We start from the raw sequence: 18,790 nt of genomic DNA, 5'->3' as shown, positions 1-18,790 counted from the left end.
ACGATTCGAGGTCGGGGAGGGACAGCTGTGGGTCACGGCTGGGAGGGCGTTGCCCTCAAGCTCATGCGGGGACGGGATTTCACGTTCACCGTGACCGGCGCCGAGCAGGTCACCGAGGGCTTCCGCCGGGTGCACCTCACCGACGGCGGGCTGCTGGCCGCGACCGGCGGCGCGCACCCGACGATGTGGGTCAGGATCTGGTTCGAGCGGGGCGGCAGACCGCATCAGCGCGCCTACACCCTGGTCGACCCCGACCCGGCCGCCGGGACGTTCAGCCTGGAATTCGCCCTGCACGACGGAGCCGCCAGCGACTGGGCGCGCACGGCCGAGCCGGGCGACACGATCGAGGCGACCCTCCAGGGCACCGGCTTCGAGCTGCCCGAACCCCGCCCCGAGCGGCTCTTCGTGATCGGCGACCGGGCCTCGCTGCCGGCGATCAACTCCCTGCTGGAGGCGGTTCCGCGCACCCCCGCCACCATCTGGTTCGAGACCGCGCACGCCTCGGACGAGAAGCTGCCGCTCCGGCTGGACCCGGACCACCACACCCTGCACCGGGTGCCGCGCCAGGACCGGGGCGCCGGACTGGTCGCCGGGGTGAAGAAGTCGCTGCCCGGCCTGCTGGGGTCCGACGCCTCCGACGCCTACGTCTGGATCGCCTGCGACACGGCGACGACCAGGTCCCTGTCCGCGTACGTACGCAAGAACCTGGCCGTCCCCAAGGAGCGGGTGAAAGCGCTGGGTTACTGGCGGGCCGGCTGAACGGCCGACCGGCGGATCAGCCCCGGCGCAGCAGCTCCTCGATCAGGTCGGCGGCCCGCGGGGTGCCGCCCTCGGCCCGCGCCTCGGCCCGGAGCAGCGCCGAGCGGCGGGCGACCTCCGGATCGGCGACGAGTTCGGTCAGCGCGGTCCGCAGTGCCTCACCGGTGGCCTGTTCGGTGTCGATGCGGCGGGCCACGCCCAGCTCGACGAGCCGGTCGGCGTTGTTGAACTGGTCGGTGGCCTGGGGAACGGCGATCATCGGCACACCGGTGAACAGCCCCTCGCTGCTGCCGCCCATCCCGGCGTGGGTGACGAAGGCGTCGGCCTGTTCCAGGATCGCCAGCTGGGGCACCCAGGAGTGCACTTCGACGTTGTCCGGGATGTCGCCGAGCTCCGCCGGATCCGTGTACTTCCCGATCTGGAGCACCACGTGCCAGCCGGGCAGGTCGCCGTAGGCGGCCAGGCACCGGCGGTAGAACTCCGGCTGCTTCGTGAACGCCGAGCCCAGCGAGACCAGGAGCACCTTTCCGACGCCTTCGGGGCGCGTCCACGTCTCCTTGTCCATCCGTCCGCCGAAGCAGGGGCCGACGAAGGTGACCGTGTCGGTGTCGACCCGGTCCGCGTTCGGCTGCATCGCCTTCGGGATCAGGGCCAGGGACCGCGCGGGCGGTCCGCAGAAGGTGTCCACTTCGAGGGTGGTCGCCCCGCACTCGGCGAGCCAGCGGGCGAACCTCGCCCGGTAGGCGTCGGCGCCCGGCAGTTGCCACATGGGGGCCGCGACCTCCTCGTCGTAGCCCTCCCAGCCCACGTACGTCGGGGACAGCTGCAGGAGGGAACGGCCCTGCGCCTCGGCGAGGGCGCGCGCGGCGTAGGCGCCGATGTCGTACAGGTAGAGGTCCGCGGGGTCGTGGTCGTAAGCGGCCCGCAGCTGCGGGAGGGCCTGGATCCCCTCGTCGAGGAAGACGCCCATGACCTCGATGGGGTCTTCGGGCCAGTTGTTGTCGGCGACCGGCAGCACGGAGCCGTAGGGGACGAACTCGGCGCCGGTGGACTCGATCAGGCCGGCCACCGCCGGGTCGTTGGCATAGCTGACCCGGTGGCCCCGGGCCACCAGCTCCCGGATGATCTCAAGGCTCGGCAGGACGTGGCTGACGGCGGGGATGCCGATCATCGCGACATGGGCACGGCGACGTGACATGGATGATCACTCGTTTCAGGTCTACGGAGAATGGGACACGACGAACCGGTGCGCCGGCCACGGGACGGAACACCGTGGCGCGCACTCGGGTGCGGCGGGGTACTCGCCCCGCCCGTGTGTCAGCCGTAGATCTGATACATGAAGTACATGCCGGGGACCTTAGCCCGGCCCCGTCCGCACGCGCACGGGGTTTTCGGCACGGGCCCGGCCGGGCCGCCGGGCCTCAGTCCTCCACGACCAGGGCCGGGGTCTCCTTGGTCAGCACCTCGCCGCGGAAGAACGCCGGGCTGCGGCGCTGCATCACCAGCATCAGCACCACGCCGAGCAGCAGCAGCCCGACGCCGATGACGAACACCGAGCCGACCCCGAAGACCGAGGAGCCGGAGCCGTAGGCCGGATCCCACATGTCGTAGAGGGTCTTGCCGAAGACCGCGGTGAGCAGGATGCCGCCGACCCCCGGGAACAGGCCCTTGAAGACCAGATCGCGGAAGGAGCGGGTCAGGTCGGCGCGGAAGAACCAGGCGCAGGCGAACGCCGTCAGCGCGTAGTAGAAGCAGATCATGAGGCCGAGCGCGTAGATCGTGTCGACCAGGACGTGCTCGCTGACCAGGGTCATCACCGTGTAGAAGACGCCGGTCGCGACGCCCGCGGTGACCGTGGCCCGGCCCGGGGTCCGGAAGCGGGGGTGGACCCGGGAGTACGAGGCGGGCAGCGCCTCGTACGTGGACATCGCCAGCACCGTGCGGGCCACCGGGATGAAGGTGGTCTGCAGGCTCGCGGCGGCCGAGGCGAGCACCGCGACGAAGAGCAGGATGCCGAGACCGGGGCCCATGACCGGGCCGGCCAGCGCGGCGAAGACGTTGTCGGAGGTGCCGGGGTTGGCGAGGCCCAGCCCGGAGGTGCCGGAGCCGACGGCCATCTGCGCGGCGACACCGGTCGCCAGGTAGGAGCCGACGAGCACGACCATCGCGATGAGAGCGGCCCGCCCGGGGGTCTTCTCGCTGCCGGTGGTCTCCTCGTTGGCGGTCAGACAGGCGTCCCAGCCCCAGAACATGAAGATCGACAGCGACAGACCGGCGGTGAACGCGGCGAACGACTGCACGGCGAACGGGTTCAGCCAGGACCAGGAGAAGTCCAGCGACGAGGCGAACTCCCCGCTCCGCGACTTCTGCACGGCCATCGCCACGAACAGCGCGAGGACCACCAGCTGGAGGCCCACCAGCGCGTACTGGATGCCCTTGGTGGCCGTCATCCCCCGGTAGCTGATCGCCGTGGCGACCGCGATCAGGGCGAGGCAGGTGAGGATGTGGACGGGTTTGTTGTCGTCCAGGGCGGCGATCGAGTCGTTGCCGGTGATCTCGCCGGCCAGCAGCCAGAAGTACGAGGTGGCGACGCCGGCCAGGTTCGACAGGACGATGATCGTCGCTATGACCAGGCCCCAGCCGCACATCCAGCCGATGCGCGGGCCGAACGCCTTGACCGTCCAGGTGAACGAGGTACCGCAGTCCGGCATGGCCTTGTTGAGCTCGCGGTACGCGAAGGCGACGAGCAGCATCGGCAGGAAGCCGGCCAGGAAGACGGCGGGCATCTGCACGCCGACCTCTCCCGCGGTGGAGCCGAGGGTGGAGGTGAGGCAGTAGACCGGGGCGACGGTGGAGATGCCGATGACGGCGCTGCCCATCAGGCCGACGGAGTTCCCGCCGAGGCCCTTGCCGCGTACGCCGTCGGCCGGGGCGGTGCCCCTCACCGTGTCTCCGGCCCGTGGCCGCGCGTCCAGCTGAGTCATGAAAAGGACGATAAACGCTGCGATTTCCACATCCGGAAGGCGAGACTCCGCTGTCTCATCCTTGAATTCCAGGCAACGATACGGAAACACAGGCATTAATTGAAGGCTGTTTGCGACTATCACCTTCCGATGCGAGGTCGAGCCTCGGTCGCAGCAGCGTACGGGAACCGCAGCACTGTCCGTTTTGGGGGCATTCAAATTTTCCCGTGGGTGTCCGCCGGGCGGACACCCACGGTCGCGTACCGGTTCAGCCGGGCCAGACGATCGACTGGAGTTCGCTGTACGCGTGCAGGGCGTACGAGCCGACATCGCGCCCGACACCGCTCTGTTTGAACCCGCCGAACGGGGCCTCCATGTTCCGCCCGATGGTGTTCACTCCGACCCCGCCGGCCCGCAGCCGCCGGGCCGCCCGGAAGGCGCGGGCCACGTCCGAGGACCAGACGTAGTCGATCAGCCCGTAGTCGCTGTCGTTCGCGAGCGCGATGCCCTCCTCCTCGTCGTCGAAGGGGACGACCACGACGACCGGTCCGAAGATCTCCTCGCGGACGACGCGCATCTCGTTGGTGCAGTCGGCGAGGAGGGTCGGGGCGACGTAGAAACCGCGCTCCGGACCGGCCGGGCGTTCACCACCCGTGACCACCCTCGCCCCCTCCTTCCGGCCCAGCTCCACGTACGACTCGACGCGGTCGCGGTGGGCGGCTGAGATGACCGGGCCGACGACCGTGCCCCGGGCCGCCGGATCGCCCACCTTCAGATGACCGGCGTACCCGGCGAGCTTCTCGATCAGGGCGTCATGGACGCCGCGCTGGACCAGGACCCGGGTCGGGGCCGTGCAGATCTGGCCGCTGTAGAAGGAGAACGTGGTGCCGATGCCCGCCGCCGCGGAGTCGAGGTCCGCGTCGTCGAAGACGAGCGCGGCGCCCTTCCCGCCCAGCTCCATCAGCTGCCGCTTCATCCCGCGCCCGCACACCTCCGCGATGCGCTGCCCGACCGCCGTGGAGCCGGTGAAGCTGACCATGTCGACGTCCCCGCTGTCGACGGCGGCCTCGCCCGCCTCCGGGCCCGACCCGGTGACGACATTGACGACTCCCGGCGGAACGCCCGCCGCTTCGAGCGCCTCCGCCATCCGGTAGACGGAGAGCGGGTCCTGCGGGGCGGGCTTCACGACGACCGTGTTCCCCATGGCCAGCGCGGGCGCCACCTTGCCTGCCGGGTTGGCCCAGGGGTTGTTGTACGAGGTGATGCAGGTGACGACGCCGACCGGCTGGCGCACGGCCAGCGCCCCGAAAACCCCCGCCCGGCCCATCGGCCCGGCCTCGTTGATCTGCGGCGTGATCGCCTCCTCGACCGGCTCCAGGGCACCCCTGGCGTACCGGCGGAAGCGGCCTGCGCCCACGGCGACCTGCATGCCCCGGGCCGTCGCCGTGGTGGCGCCGCTCTCCGCGCGGGCGAGCGCGGCGTTGCCGTCGAGGTCGCGCAGCATCAGGCCGGCCGCCCGGTCCAGGATCTCGGCCCGCTCCTCGGGGCGGGTCCGGGACCAGGTGGCGAAGGCCTCCCGGGCCGCGGCCGTCGCCGCGTACACCTGCTCGCGGCTCGCCTCCGGGGCGCGGCCGACCACCTCCTCGGTGGCCGGGTCGATCACCTCGTAGTGGCCGTGGTCGGGTTCGGTCCACCGGCCGCCGATGAACAGGCGCCGTGCGCCGTCGTCGCTCATACGGTGCTCACCGTCCGGGTGTCGCGGCCGGAACGGAGCACCGTGCCGGGGACCGCGCCGGTCACCTTGTCGTCGCGCAGCGTCTCCACCCCGTTGACCCGGACCGAGACGATGCCGATGGCCCTGGAGTCGAGACGGGGGCTGTCGCCGGGCAGGTCGTGGACGAGCGTGGCGGGCCCGGCGTCGATGCGTTCCGGGTCGAAGAGGACGAGATCGGCGTGGAAGCCCTCCTCGATCCGGCCCCGCTCACGGAGGCCGAAGAGCCGGGCGGGGTCGTCGGTGAGCATCTTCACGGCCCGCTCCAGGGGGACGAGCCTGCGCCCGCGCAGGCAGTCCCCGATGAACCGGGTGGTGTACGGGGCACCGCACATCCGGTCCAGGTGCGCGCCCGCGTCGGAGCCGCCGAGCATGACGTCCTCGTGCTCCCAGGTCTCGCGGCGCAGCGCCCAGGAGCCGGGGTCGTTGTCGGTGGGCATCGGCCACAGCACCGTGCGCAGTTCGTCGGCGGCGCAGATCTCGACCAGGCAGTGGAAGGGGTCCAGTCCGCGCTCGGCGGCGATGTCGCGCACGACGCGTCCGGTCAGCCCTTCGTTGGCCGCGCTGTAGGTGTCGCCGATGACGTACCGGCCGAAGTCGGCGAGGCGGCGGAAGACGCCGGCCTCCTTGCTGTCGGCGCGGCGGAGCATCTCGGCCCGGGTGCCGGCGTCGCGGAGCCGTTCGATGCGCTCGGGGACGGGGAGGGCGAGGATGTCGCCCCAGCCGGGTATGAGGTTGAGGGCGCAGAAGGTGCCGAGCGACATGTTCATCGGGGTGAGGATCGGCATGGTCAGCGCGACGATCCGGCCACCGGCCCGGCGGGCCCGTTCGCTGGGTACGAGCTGGCGCGGTACGCGTTCGGGGACGGCGGCGTCGATGGTGAGCACGTTCCAGTTCAGCGGGCGTCCGGCGGTGGCGGTCATGTCGACGAGCAGCTCGATCTCCTCGTCGGCGAACTGGTCGAGACAGCCGGCCACGATCGCTTCGAGCTGGGTGCCCTCGTGCTCGCCGACGGCCCGGGAGAGGGCCAGCAGTTCCTCCGGCAGTGCGTGCCGGGAGGCGACGGGCTGCCCGTCGCCGTCGGAGTGGGTGGCGGACTGGGTGGTGGACAGCCCCCAGGCCCCGGCGTCCATCGCGTCGTGGAACAGCGCGAGCATGGCGTCGAGCTGTTCGGGGGTGGGCTGTCCGCCGATCGCGTCGGCGCCCATGACGTGCCTGCGCAGGGCGCAGTGCCCGACCATGAACCCGGCGTTGACGGCGATCCGCCCTTCGAGGGCGTCGAGGTACTCGCGGAAGCTGGACCAGGTCCAGTCCACGCCCTCCTCCAGCGCCTTGAGGGCCATGCCCTCCACCCGCGACATCATGCGGCGGGTGTAGTCGGCGTCCTCGGGGCGCCCGGGGTGCAGCGGGGCGAGCGTGAACCCGCAGTTGCCCCCGGCGACGGTGGTCACCCCGTGGTTCATGGACGGGGTGGCGTACGGATCCCAGAAGAGCTGGGCGTCGTAGTGGGTGTGCGGGTCGACGAACCCGGGCGCGAGGACCAGACCGGTGGCGTCCTCGGTGGTGACGGCCTCCTCGGTGAGCGTGCCCGGTTCGGCGATGACGGCGATGCGGCCGTCGCGGATGCCGAGGTCGGCCGGGTACGAGGGCCCGCCGGTGCCGTCCACGACGGTCGCTCCGCGGATGAGGTGGTCGAGCATGACGGGGATCCCTTCTGTGGTGGGTGGATGTGCAGCCGGGGTGCGCACGGCCGCGGTACGCACCCCGGCTCCACGGAGCGGCGGTCCGGGAAGACGCCGCTGGTCCGACCGGGGCAGAATCAAGCCCCTCCGGCGGTTGAGGAACGGGGGTCCGGGGGCGGGGCCCCCGGAAACCACTACGCCGCGTCGCGGAACCGCGAGGTCCGGTGCACCGGGTCCGTGTCGATCTTCGGGATCACGTGCTCACCGATCAGCTTGATCGAGTTCAGCGTGTCCTGACGGCTCACCCCGATCGGCAGCCCGAAGCTCAGCTGGTCCGCCCCCGCCTGCTCCCACCGCTTGCACTGCGCCAGCACCTCGTCCGGGTCGCCGCAGATCATCAGCTCCTCGGCGATCAGCAGCTCGATGATCTCCTCGGTGTACTCCGGGAGCAGCTCGGGCCACTCCGGGATGCCGTCGGGCCGGGGGAAGGTGTCGTGGTAGCGGAAGAGCAGCGACTGGAGGTAGTTCAGTCCGCCGCCCACCGCGATCTCGACGGCCTTGGCGTGCGTCTCGGCGCAGATGGCCGTGGAGGTGACCATGACGTTGTCGTTGACGAAGTCCCCGACGGGTTCTGCCTCCTTGACGGCCGTCTTGTACGACTCGACGACCCACTCCATGTCGGAGACCTTCTGCACGCTGAAGCCCAGCACGCCGAGCCCCTTCTTGCCCGCCATCGCGTACGAGGACGGCGAGCCGGCCGCGTACCACATCGCCGGGTGCGACTTCCCGTACGGCTTGGGGAGGATCTTGCGCGGCGGCAGCGACCAGTGCTTGCCCTGGAAGCCGACGTACTCGTCCTGGAGCCACATCTTGGGGAACTCGGCGATGGTCTCTTCCCAGAGCTCCTTGGTGTGGTTCATGTCGGTGATGCCCGGCATGAACCCGAGGATCTCGTGGCTGCCGGCCCCGCGCCCCGAGCCGAACTCGAAGCGCCCCTCCGACAGATGGTCGAGCATGGCGACCTTCTCGGCCACCTTCACGGGGTGGTTGACCGGGGCCAGCGGGTTGAAGATGCCGGACCCGAGGTGGATGCGGTCGGTGGCGTGCGCCAGGTATCCCAGGTACACGTCGTTGGCCGAGATGTGCGAGTACTCCTCCAGGAAGTGGTGCTCGGAGGCCCAGGCGTACTTGAAGCCGGACTTGTCCGCCTGGATGACGTACTCGGTCTCCTCGATCAGCGCCTTGTGCTCTGCCTCTGGGTCGACCTTGGCCCGTGCGGCGGGCACATACCCCTGTACAAAGAGCCCGAATTCCAAGGGGGTTCACCGTCCTCAATCGTTTCTGACACTCCGTCAGATCTTGATGCGTCCGACTGTTCCACCGGCGCCGTTACCCGTCAATACCTGACGCATCGTCAGAACAGGCTGACGCCCGCCAGCCATCCCCCGTCGATGACGAACGGCTGTCCGGTGATGTACGAGGAGTCCTCCGAGGTCAGGAAGAGCGCCAGTGCCGCCACCTCCTCCGGCCGCCCGATCCGCCCCAGCGGCACCAGCTTCCGGTACAGCTCGGCCACCGCCGCCTTGGACTCCTCCGGGTCCGCGGCCGGATCCAGCGCCGCCGGGTTGGTCATCGCGGTGTCCACGGCGCCGGGGCAGACGGCGTTGACCCGTATCCCCTTCGCGGCCAGCTCCATCGCGGCCACCCGGGTCAGCCCGAGCACCGCGTGCTTGGTGGCGGCGTACGCGCCCACGAACGCCATGCCCGTGAGTCCGGTGTACGAGGCGGTGTTGACGATGGTCCCGCCACCCGCCGCCTCGATCTCGGGCGCGACGTTCTTGATCCCGAGGAACGCGCCCACCTGATTGACCTGCACCACCTGCTGGAACTCCTCCAGCGGCGTGCTCACCAGCTCGTTGAACCGGAGGATCCCCGCGTTGTTGACCAGCCCGTCGATCCGGCCGAAGGCGTCCTTCGCGGCGGCGACCGCGCCCTGCCAGTCCTCCTCCCGGCTCACGTCCAGGTGGACGAACCTGGCGGCGTCCTTCCCCAGCTCCCCCCGCAGCTCCTCGGCCAGCGCCTCGCCCTGCTCGTCGAGCACATCGGCGATCACCACCCGCGCGCCCTCCGCGGCGAAGAGCCGCGCCTCCTGCTCGCCCTGCCCGCGCGCCGCTCCGCTGATGAGTACGGTCCGCCCGTCCAGCTTGCCCATGGCCTGACTCCTACCTGTCGAGATGGGGTGCGACCTCGGCGGCGAACGCCGCCATCTGGTCGGTCAGTTCGCTGCGGCTCCGGCTGCGGAACCGCACCTGGATCTGATGGACGCCCATGGCCCCGTACGCGCGCAGCGACTCCGCGAGGGCCTCCGGCTTTCCGGTCAGGGTGCGCCGCCCGACGGACCAGTCCGGCTCACCGACGTACAGCGGCTCGGTGATCGCGCCGATCACGATGGGCTCCTCGACCCCGGCCGCCTCCCGCAGCTCCTTGAGCCGGGCGATCTGCGCGGGCAGCTTCTCCCGCGGATCGCCCTGCGGCAGCCAGCCGTCGCCCCGTACGGCCGCCCGGCGCACCGCGGCCGGCGAGGAGCCGCCCACCCAGACCGGCACCCGCTCCTGGGCCGGGCGCGGCAGCTGCCCGAGGCCGCCGAAGGAGAACCGCTCCCCCGCGAACTCCGGGTACTCCTGCGGACCGAGCGCCGCCTTCAGCGCGTCGATGGTCTCGTCGAGCACCCCGCCCCGCCCGTCGAAGTCCGCCCCGAGCGCCTCGAACTCCTCCGCCACGTGCCCGGCGCCGACGCCGAGGATCAGCCGGCCGCCGCTGAGGTGGTCGAGGGTGGCGTACTGCTTGGCGGTGACCAGTGGGTGCCGCAGGCCCACGACGGCGACATGGCTCATCAGCAGGACCCGCTCGGTGATCCCGGCGAGGTAGGCGAGGGTGGCGACCGGGTCGTACCAGACGGTGCCCATGACCCCGGCGAGCCGCCTCGGGATCGCGACGTGGTCGCAGCTCGCCAGATAGGCGAAGCCGGAGCGGTCGGCGGTCCGGGCGATCGCGGCGAGATCGGCCGGGGTGGCCGCCGCCTCCCACCCCTCGGCGTAGATGGTGCTCTGCGACTGGATCGGCAGCTGCATCCCGTACGACAGCGGCCCGGTGGTCGATATCGGCACCGAACGGCCTCCTCCCCAAGGGAATCTGACACACCGTCACTTGACGGGCGCGGGGGCCATCGTGATACCTGACGCGCCATCAGGCAAGGGGTGGGAAGCGGCGGCAATGCCTCAGGGGGCCGGGGGCCGGCCGTCGGCGTCCCGGAACAGGAACTCGCCCTCGATCTCCACCCGGGTCGGCGCCTTGCTCCCGTCGTAGAAGTTCACGTCCTCGCACTCCCCGGTCCAGCGCAGCCGCAGGAGCCCGCCGTCGCGCGAGAGGACCGTGATCCGGTTGTCCCGCAGCGGCTCGTGCTCGAAGTAGTAGAGCAGCGACATGGCCGAGTCCTCGCCCTCGGCCGCACCCGGCATCAGGAACGTACGCCCGACCAGCCGGTCGATGTCCGCCCCGTCCGCCGTCATGGCGACGCCCACCTCGGCGGACGGGGCGGTGCCCGCGTCCGCCGTGTCCTCGCAGCGCCGCGCGGCGACGGGGTCCGCCCGGACCTCGAACCAGACGGTCACCTCCGCGTCCGGGTCGCCGTCGTACGAGCGGATCACCCGCACCTCCGCGGTGTCGAGGCGGTACTCCTCGTAGCCGTTGAACCGGTGCAGCACAAAGCGCCCACCGGGGCGCGTCCCCTCGTCCCGCGACTCACCCATGGCCGCCACCTCCCGGGCCCAGCCTCGCACGGTGCCCCCGGGCGCACGGACACCGGAGCGGGGGTCGGGGCAGGGGCGGAGCGGGGACGGCCCGCGGCTCCGCGCCCTACCGCCGACCGGCGTCGTTGTCGGCGTCGCCCTCGTCGTCGTCCCCGCCGGTCGCCGCGCTCTCGGGGGCCGGCGCACTCCCCCGCGCCTCCTCGCGCTCCTCCTTCTCTTCCTCCTCGTCCTCGCTCTCGTCCGGTGCGGCCTGGACGCCCACGCCCTGCGAGGTCGACACGTTCTGGTCGATGGCACCCCCGCCGCCGTCGTGGTCACTGCCCGCCGTGCCCTTGCTCAGGGGGGCCAGCACATTGAGCGTCCGGTCCACCTCCAGCCAGGAGTCGGCGTTGGAGTTGTCGATCGTGACCAGGGACGGACCGTGGTGCGTCTCCATGCCGCCGTCGGGGGCGTCGGCCCAGGCCGCTCCGGCGGCCAACTGGCCCTGGCAGAGCGCCCCGAGGGCGACCACCAGGGCCGCACGCGCCTTCGACGAGGTGAATCCCATGTTCTGCTCTTCCTTCTTGCCTGTGGTGCACATGACGCCGGGGCCCGGCGGTTCGCGGTGACGCACCGCCGGGGCCCGGCATTCGGACGGTTCGGCGACCGGCCGGGCCGACCGCACCCGGCGCGACGTCCGGATCAGACGGTCACGGACTCAGGGACGGGGTGGTGCCTGCTGATGTTCTTCTCCAGCAGCTCCGTCGAGCGCTGCACCCCGATCCCCTCGGAGGGCACGAACTCGGGGAGCCGCCCGTCGGACCGCTTGAGGTCCGTCAGCGCGCTGTCGATGGCCGCGTGCGCGGCGAAGAGGCAGGGCGTGCTGTAGATGGCCACCTGGCAGTCCAGGTCGGTGAGTTCGGAGAGCGAGAGCCTGGGCGACTTGCCGCCCGCGATCTGGTTGAAGAGCAGCGGCTTGTCACCGACCACCTCCCGGATCCGCTTGATCCACTCGACGCTGCGCACCCCGTCGACCAGGACGACATCGGCCTCCGTCGAGGCCAGCGCCTCCGCGCGGCGCAGGATGTCGGACTCCTCCGTGGCGTCCGTGCGCGCCACGACCACCAGGTCCCGCCTGCTCTCCAGTACGAGGTTGAGCTTCTCCAGGTACTCCTCCAGCGGCAGCACCTGCTTGCCGTCCGCGTGGCCGCACCTGCGCGGGCGCTTCTGGTCCTCCAGGATCACTCCGGAGGCGCCGATCCGCTCCAGCCGCTGCACCACGTGGCAGGCCACCTCGGGGTCGACGTAGCCGTCGTCGATGTCCACCAGCAGGTGGTGGGTGGGGAAGGCCAGCCGCAGCCGCTCCACGAAGGCCACCATGTCCGGCCAGGCGATGAAGCCGATGTCGGGGAGCCCGTAGTGCGAGGCGGCGAAGCCGAAGCCGGACACGAAGAACCCGTCGTAGTGCCGGGCCACGACCGAGGCCGAGTACATGTCGTAAATACCGATGAGCGGAGTCGTTCCCGGGGACCGGACTTCGTCCCTCAGCGCAGTTCCGTAACTCACAGCGTCTCTCCTTGACCAATGGATGAACGGAAGTTGAGCGATGCCGTCCCGGGTGCTGCGGGCTCCGTCGATACCGGCCCCCGAGTCACTGATGGCGCGGGTGCCGAAACACCGCGCGTGGACTCGCCCACCAAAAAGAGGCAGCGGCATTCCGGCCGCCCGCACAGGACGTAAAAAGCTGCCCTCTTGCGAAGACGCGTATATCTATACAGCCATGACCGTGTCTTTACTCAGCTACGCGCCGCTTTTTACCTTGCGTGCGAGGCTTCTCGGGTGTGCGCCGGGGGCTTGTTGGAGGCGCACGGAATCCGGCGGCTGCTTTCTTTCGGATCATCCGAAACAACAACTCGGGAAAGCGACGAATGGCCTGCGTATACGCCGTGTTGACGTTCTACGGCACCGCCGGGGTGACAGCGCGGAAGAGCGCCGCCCGGCGTTTCGCCACGCCTCTTCAGCAGTAACGTTCCACCCCTGCGGGGAACGTCGGCGACATGCCTACCGGTCGAACTGTTCGAGCAAGCGCTCCACATAGTTTTCCAGGCGCTCCATGAGCACCCCGGGCGTCAGATCGGTCCGCCCCAGCTCCCGCCACGGCACCGCCACCTTCTCCGCGTCGGGGGCGTGGGCGAGCGCGTCCAGCAGCCGCCAGTACAGATGGTCCGCCCCGGACGCGAGCGCCCGTCCGCCCGCCGCCGCGTACTGCCCGGCGAAGCCCATCCCCACCGAGGGGCCGTGCAGCAAGGCCAGCGCCGTCGAGCAGTGGGCGACGTCCAGGTCGGCCGGGCCCCAGGAGGTCTCGACCCAGTCGACGACCCCGCCGATCCGCAGCCGCGGGCCCTCGCCGAGAAAGAGCACATTGCCGGGATGGAAGTCGCGGTGCAGGAAATGCGGTACGTACGAGGGCGGTTCACGGCGGATCACGTCCACCGCCCGCCGCCACAGCAGCGGCCGGGCAGTGGCCCCGGGCACCCGCACCCGGTCCGGCGCGGTCCACGCCTCGTAGTCGCGCGGCCGGGTCCGGCCGTCGGTCTCGACCCGGTGGACGGCGGCCAACTGCGCGGCCAGCAGCCCGCCGCGCTCCGCCGCCCCGGCGTCGTCGACCCGCACCTCGCCGGGCAGCAGGCTCATCAACAGCGAGGGGTGGTCGCAGTGTTCGCCCCGGGGATCGACGGCCACGCACCGCGCCACCGGGATGTCCGTGCCGCCCAGCAGGCGCAGGACGTCCGCCTCGCGGGTGAGCAGTCCCGGCGCGTGGCGCACGTAGAAGGGCTTGACGAAGGACCGCAGGACCAGCGAACGCCCGCCCTGCGGACCGGAGATGTCCAGCCGCCGCATCTGCGCGGACCAGCCGCCCCGCAGCAGCTCCACGCGCTCGATCCGCTCCCCCGCCGCCAGGTGTTTCCCGACCCACGCGCGGGTCGCCGTCCAGCCGGTTCCGCCGTCCGCCGCTTCACCCATGCGAGAAGCGTACGACGGCGTGCGCGGGCGCCCGTCAGCGGTGCGGGACGGACGCCCCTCCGGTGTCGCTCACTTCCGGTACAGCGCCTCGATCTCCGTCTCGAAGTCCCGCGCGATCGCGTCCCGCTTCAGCTTCAGCGAGGGCGTCAGATGGCCGCCCTCCTCGGTGAAGTCCACGGGCAGGACGGCGAATTCACGGATCGACTCCGCGCGGGAGACCAGCCGGTTGGCCTCGTCGACGGCGCGTTGCAGCGCCGTGCGCAGCTCCTCGTCGTCGACGAGTTCCCGCATCGGCACGTTCTGCTTCTTCTTCATCTGCCGCCAGTGGGAGAGCCCGTCCGGCTCCAGGGTGATCAGGGCGGTGATGAAGGAGCGGTTGTCGCCGACCACCATGCACTGGCTGACCAGGGGGTGGGCGCGCAGCCAGTCCTCCAGGGGCGCCGGGGTCACGTTCTTGCCGCCGGAAGTGATGATGATGTCCTTCTTGCGGCCGGTGATCGTGAGGTAGCCGTCCTCGTCGAGCGCGCCCAGGTCCCCGGTGGCGAACCAGCCGCCCTCCTGCACGGGCACCGGCCGGCCCTGTTCGGCGTCCCAGTAGCCCTGGCACACCTGACCACCGCTGAGCAGCACCTCACCGTCGTCCGCGATCCGCACGGCGGTGCCGGGCAGCGGCCAGCCGACGGTGCCCAGGCGCGGCTTGAGCGGCGGGGTGACGGTGGCGGCGGCGGTGGTCTCGGTGAGGCCGTAGCCCTCGAAGATCTCGATGCCCGCGCCCGCGTAGAACGCCGCGAGCCGGTGGCCCAGCGGGGAGCCGCCGCAGATCGCGTACCGGACATGGCCGCCGAGCGCGGCCCGGATCCGGCGGTAGACCAGCGGGTCGTACAGCGCGCGGGCAGCCCGCAGGCCCAGCCCCGGACCGGGGCCGGTGCCGTGTTCGGCGGCCTCGACGGCCTCCCCGTACCGCTGGGCGATCCGCGCGGCGCGGTCGAAGGACGAGGCGCGGCCCATCTTCTCGGCGGTGGCGCGGCCGGTGTTGTAGACCTTCTCCAGCACGTACGGGATGGCCAGCAGGAACGACGGCTTGAACCCCGCCAGGTCGGCGAGCAGGTCCTCGGTCTGGATGGACGGGGCATGCCCGAGGCGGACCCGGGCCCGCAGACAGCCGATCGCGACCATCCGCCCGAAGACATGGGAGAGCGGGAGGAAGAGCAGGGTGGACGCGGGATCCTTGCTGACCGATTTGAAGACCGGGTGGAGCAGTTCGATCGCGTTGTCGACCTCGGCGAAGAAGTTGCCGTGGCTGAGCACACAGCCCTTGGGGCGGCCGGTGGTGCCGGAGGTGTAGATGAGGGTGGCGGGGGTCTCCGGCTCCAGCGTGGCGCGGCGGGCGGCGACGGTGCCGTCGGGGATGTCCCGGCCGAGGGTCTTCAGCCGGCCGAGCGCGCCCGTGTCGAACTGCCACAGATGGGCCAGACCGCCGAGCTGCTTGCGCTCCTGGCTGATCAGCCGGCCCTGGTCCGCGGTCTCGACGGCGCACGCGACGGCGCCGGAGTCCTGGAGTATCCACCGGGTCTGGAAGGCCGAGGAGGTCGGGTAGATCGGGACGGTGACGAGCCCGGCGGCCCAGGCCGCGAAGTCGAGCAGGGTCCACTCGTAGGTGGTACGGGACATGATCGCGATCCGGTCGCCCGCGCCGAGGCCCTCCGCGATGAGCCCCTTGGCGACGGCGAGCACCTCGTCGGCGAATTCCGCCGCCGTCACGTCCCGCCAGCCGCCGTCCGGCTGCTTGCGGCTGAGCACGGCGTCGGCGGGGACCTCGCGGGCGTTGTCGAACGGGATCTCGGCGAGCGAGCCGCGGCGGACGGGCGGCGCGGCCGGCGGTACGGAGACCTGTCGCACCGAGCCGTCGGCGCCCCTGACCCTGGTCGGCTCGACGAGGGTGGGGACGGGGGCGGGGGCGTTGGGTGGCGTGGACACGTGCGGCTCCTCAACGTGGGGTCGGGCGATCTCGCCGGGTCCGTCCGGCGGCCGGTTCGTCTGAGGCGTCAGAGGCGTGTCGGACGCCAGGGGCGCGGGGTGCGAGGGGTGTCAGGAGTGCGAGCGGTGTCAGGGGCGCGGGGGGTGTCAGGAGCCCGGGGGCGTCAGGGGCGTTCGAGGATGGCCGTGACGCCCTGGCCGCCCGCCGCGCAGATCGAGATCAGGCCCCGGGACGGCGCGTCCCGCTCCGCCAGGAGCCGGGCCAGGGTCGCGACGATCCTGGCGCCCGTCGCGGCGAACGGATGCCCGGTGGCGAGCGAGGATCCGGCGACATTGAGCCGGTCCCGGTCGACCGGGGCCAGGCCCTGCTTCTCCCAGGCCGCGAGGGTGGCCAGCACCTGGGAGGCGAAGGCCTCGTGGATCTCGAACAGGTCGAAGTCCTCGATGGTGAGCCCCGCGCGCTCCAGCATGCGCGGTACGGCGTACGCCGGGGCCATCAGGAGCCCGTCGTCGCCGTTCACGTAGTCCACGGCGGCCGTCTCGTGGAGGGAGAGATAGGCGAGCGGCTCCAGGTCGTGCGCGCGGGCCCACTCCTCGCTCGCCAGCAGTACGGTCGCGGCGCCGTCGGTGAGCGGGGTGGAGTTCCCCGCGGTCATCGTCGCGTCGGGGTGGTCGGTGCCGAACACCGGCTTCAGCGTGGCGAGTTTCGCCACCGTGGAGCCGGGGCGGAGGTTCTGGTCGCGGGTCAGGCCCTGGAACGGGACCACGAGGTCGTCCAGGAAGCCGCGCTCGTACGCGGCCGCGAGCCGCTGGTGGCTGGTGGCCGCGAGGAGGTCCTGGTCCTCGCGGGTGATGCCCCACCGGCGGGCGGTGACCGCCGCGTGCTCGCCCATCGACAGGCCGGTGCGGGGTTCCGCGTTGCGCGGGATGTCAGGGACCAGGTGCCGGGGACGTACCCCCGCGATCGCCCTGATCCTGGCGCCCGCCGACTTCGCCCGCCGGGCGCCGAGCAGCAGCCTGCGCAGCTCGTCGTTGACGCCGAGGGGCGCGTCGCTCGTGGTGTCGGTGCCGCCCGCGATCGCCGAGTCGACCGCCCCGAGCATGATCTTGTTCGCGGCGGCGACGACCGCCTGGAGGCCGGTGCCGCACGCCTGCTGGATGTCGTACGCGGGGGTGCTCGGGTCGAGCGCCGAGCCGAGCACGGTCTCCCGGGCCAGGTTGAAGTCGCGGCTGTGCTTGAGCACGGCGCCCGCGACGAACTCGCCGACCCGCTCCCCCTGGAGACCGAACCGCTCGACCAGGCCGCCCAGCGCGGCCGTGAGCAGCTGCTGGTTGGAGGAGTGCGCGTACGGGCCGTCGGAGCGCGCGAACGGAACGCGGCTGCCGCCGATGACCGCGACCCTGCGGGGCTGCGGGAGTTCGAGGGGGATCATCTCGACCAGCTCCTGACTCTTGAGTAACCTTACTCTGGAGTAAATCTACGACCGAGCAGGGAGTCTGGACAATGGCCGACCGCTATCTGCACTTCACCGGCACAGCACCCGGCCGATTTCTCACCCGGAGGCTCGGACTCCCGCAGCCCGCCCCGCTGCGCCGCTGGTCACCGAGGACACCGACGCTGGACGGCCCGCTGCTGCACCTCACCGCCGGGGACTCCACGGCCACCGAAGAGCTCGGCGCACTCCTCGCCGCCACCGGCCTCGAAGTCACCGCGAGCGCCGAACGCCCCGCCGGAATCGTGCTGGACGCGACGGCCGTCGACACCCCCGGCAAGCTGGCCGGGGTCCACGCGGCGCTGCACCCGGTGGTCCGTTCCCTCGCCCCGGGCGGGCGCGTCGTGGTGCTGGGGGTGCGGCCGTCGGCCGACGACCACCATCAGGCCGCCGCCCAGCAGGCGCTGGAGGGGTTCGTACGCTCGCTGGGCAAGGAGATCGGCAGGGGCGCCACCGTACAACTGCTCCGCATCGCGCCGGAAGCCGTCGGCACGGCCGAATCCACCCTGCGTTTCCTGCTCTCGCCCCGCTCCGCGTACATCAGCGGCCAGGTGATCGAGCTGACCGCCGCCACCCCCGGACCGGTCGCCGACTGGACGGCGCCGCTCGCCGGGCGCACCGCGCTGGTCACCGGCGCGGCGCGCGGCATCGGCGCCTCGGTCGCCTCGGTGCTGGCCCGCGACGGCGCCCGGGTGATCTGCCTGGACATCCCCCGGACCGGCGACGAGCTGACCCGGACCGCCGACGCGCTCGGCGCCACCGCGCTGCCACTGGACATCACCGCGGACGACGCCGCGGAACGGATCGCCGCCGCGGCCCCCGACGGCCTCGACATCCTCGTCCACAACGCGGGCATCACCCGCGACCGCCGCCTCGCCAACATGCCGGCCGAACGCTGGGCCTCGGTCGTCGACGTGAACCTCGGCAGCGTGCTGCGCACCACCGACGCACTGCTGAAGGCGGGCACCGTCAACCGCGGCGGCCGGATCGTCGCCACCGCGTCCATCGCCGGCATCGCGGGCAACAACGGCCAGACGAACTACGCGGCGAGCAAGGCGGGCATCATCGGGCTGGTCCGCGCACTGGCACCGCGCGCCGCCGCCGACCACGACGTCACGGTCAACGCGGTGGCCCCCGGCTTCATCGAGACGAAGATGACCGCGGCCGTCCCCCTCCTCATCCGGGAGGCGGGCCGCCGGATGAACTCCCTCGCCCAGGGCGGCCTCCCGGTCGACGTCGCCGAGACGACCGCCTGGTTCGCCCAGCCCGCCTCGACGGCCGTCAACGGCCAGGTCGTACGGGTCTGCGGCCAGAGCCTGCTGGGGGCGTGACC

The 18,790-nt window shown here is 71.6% G+C and carries 15 protein-coding genes; 2 read left to right on the top strand and 13 right to left on the bottom strand.

Going from position 1 to position 18,790, the window contains the following annotated elements; all coding sequences use genetic code 11:
* Positions 1–27 precede the first annotated feature (27 nt).
* Positions 28–759: a siderophore-interacting protein gene (locus ACFVH0_RS23850; RefSeq protein WP_385823089.1), complete on the top strand. Its 732-nt coding sequence runs from the start codon at positions 28–30 to the stop codon at positions 757–759.
* Between the two features lie 16 nt (positions 760–775).
* Here the strand turns inward: ACFVH0_RS23850 and ACFVH0_RS23845 are convergent, their stop codons facing one another.
* The 13 genes from ACFVH0_RS23845 to ACFVH0_RS23785 all read right to left on the bottom strand — a co-directional run bounded on the left by ACFVH0_RS23845 (position 776) and on the right by ACFVH0_RS23785 (position 17,397).
* A complete protein-coding gene (locus ACFVH0_RS23845; protein ID WP_385823087.1) occupies positions 776–1,957 on the bottom strand; it encodes a macrolide family glycosyltransferase in 1,182 nt (393 codons plus the stop codon).
* A gap of 223 nt (positions 1,958–2,180) precedes the next feature.
* Positions 2,181–3,743, bottom strand: coding sequence for an APC family permease (locus ACFVH0_RS23840; RefSeq protein WP_385823085.1), 1,563 nt, complete (start codon positions 3,741–3,743; stop codon positions 2,181–2,183).
* A gap of 247 nt (positions 3,744–3,990) precedes the next feature.
* Positions 3,991–5,457 carry an aldehyde dehydrogenase family protein gene (locus ACFVH0_RS23835; protein ID WP_385823083.1) on the bottom strand — a complete coding sequence of 489 codons (1,467 nt, stop codon included), beginning with the start codon at positions 5,455–5,457 and terminating at the stop codon, positions 3,991–3,993.
* Complete coding sequence (locus ACFVH0_RS23830) at positions 5,454–7,193, bottom strand: amidohydrolase family protein (protein WP_385823081.1); 1,740 nt, start codon at positions 7,191–7,193, stop codon at positions 5,454–5,456. Before ACFVH0_RS23830 ends, ACFVH0_RS23835 begins: the two co-directional genes overlap by 4 nt.
* A 176-nt stretch (positions 7,194–7,369) precedes the next feature.
* Positions 7,370–8,491, bottom strand: coding sequence for an LLM class flavin-dependent oxidoreductase (locus ACFVH0_RS23825; protein ID WP_385823079.1), 1,122 nt, complete (start codon positions 8,489–8,491; stop codon positions 7,370–7,372).
* 98 nt (positions 8,492–8,589) lie between these two features.
* Positions 8,590–9,387 (bottom strand): SDR family NAD(P)-dependent oxidoreductase, encoded by a 798-nt coding sequence (locus tag ACFVH0_RS23820; protein ID WP_385823077.1) that lies wholly within the window; start codon positions 9,385–9,387, stop codon positions 8,590–8,592.
* A 10-nt stretch (positions 9,388–9,397) separates the two neighbouring features.
* Positions 9,398–10,342 carry an LLM class F420-dependent oxidoreductase gene (locus tag ACFVH0_RS23815; protein ID WP_385823075.1) on the bottom strand — a complete coding sequence of 315 codons (945 nt, stop codon included), beginning with the start codon at positions 10,340–10,342 and terminating at the stop codon, positions 9,398–9,400.
* A 111-nt stretch (positions 10,343–10,453) separates the two neighbouring features.
* Positions 10,454–10,984 (bottom strand): hypothetical protein, encoded by a 531-nt coding sequence (locus ACFVH0_RS23810; protein ID WP_385823073.1) that lies wholly within the window; start codon positions 10,982–10,984, stop codon positions 10,454–10,456.
* Positions 10,985–11,090: 106 nt separating this feature from the next.
* Complete coding sequence (locus tag ACFVH0_RS23805; protein ID WP_385823071.1) at positions 11,091–11,531, bottom strand: hypothetical protein; 441 nt, start codon at positions 11,529–11,531, stop codon at positions 11,091–11,093.
* A 134-nt stretch (positions 11,532–11,665) separates the two neighbouring features.
* Positions 11,666–12,529: an oxaloacetate decarboxylase gene (locus ACFVH0_RS23800; protein ID WP_385823069.1), complete on the bottom strand. Its 864-nt coding sequence runs from the start codon at positions 12,527–12,529 to the stop codon at positions 11,666–11,668.
* 495 nt (positions 12,530–13,024) lie between these two features.
* Positions 13,025–13,987 (bottom strand): phosphotransferase family protein, encoded by a 963-nt coding sequence (locus ACFVH0_RS23795; protein ID WP_385823067.1) that lies wholly within the window; start codon positions 13,985–13,987, stop codon positions 13,025–13,027.
* A 69-nt stretch (positions 13,988–14,056) separates the two neighbouring features.
* Entirely contained in the window at positions 14,057–15,964 is a 1,908-nt protein-coding gene (locus ACFVH0_RS23790) for an AMP-dependent synthetase/ligase (RefSeq protein ID WP_385823065.1), read from the bottom strand.
* A gap of 164 nt (positions 15,965–16,128) precedes the next feature.
* Positions 16,129–17,397 carry an acetyl-CoA C-acetyltransferase gene (locus tag ACFVH0_RS23785; RefSeq protein ID WP_385823064.1) on the bottom strand — a complete coding sequence of 423 codons (1,269 nt, stop codon included), beginning with the start codon at positions 17,395–17,397 and terminating at the stop codon, positions 16,129–16,131.
* 71 nt (positions 17,398–17,468) lie between these two features.
* On the opposite strand from ACFVH0_RS23785, the gene ACFVH0_RS23780 reads away from it, so the two are divergent.
* Positions 17,469–18,788, top strand: coding sequence for a 3-oxoacyl-ACP reductase (locus tag ACFVH0_RS23780; protein WP_385823062.1), 1,320 nt, complete (start codon positions 17,469–17,471; stop codon positions 18,786–18,788).
* Positions 18,789–18,790: the final 2 nt, after the last annotated feature.

It is taken from the genome of Streptomyces sp. NPDC127117 (assembly GCF_042677325.1).
GTDB lineage: Bacteria > Actinomycetota > Actinomycetes > Streptomycetales > Streptomycetaceae > Streptomyces.
The sequence above is the reverse complement of the archived record's forward strand: the minus strand, read 5'-3'. Positions and strand labels throughout refer to the sequence as shown.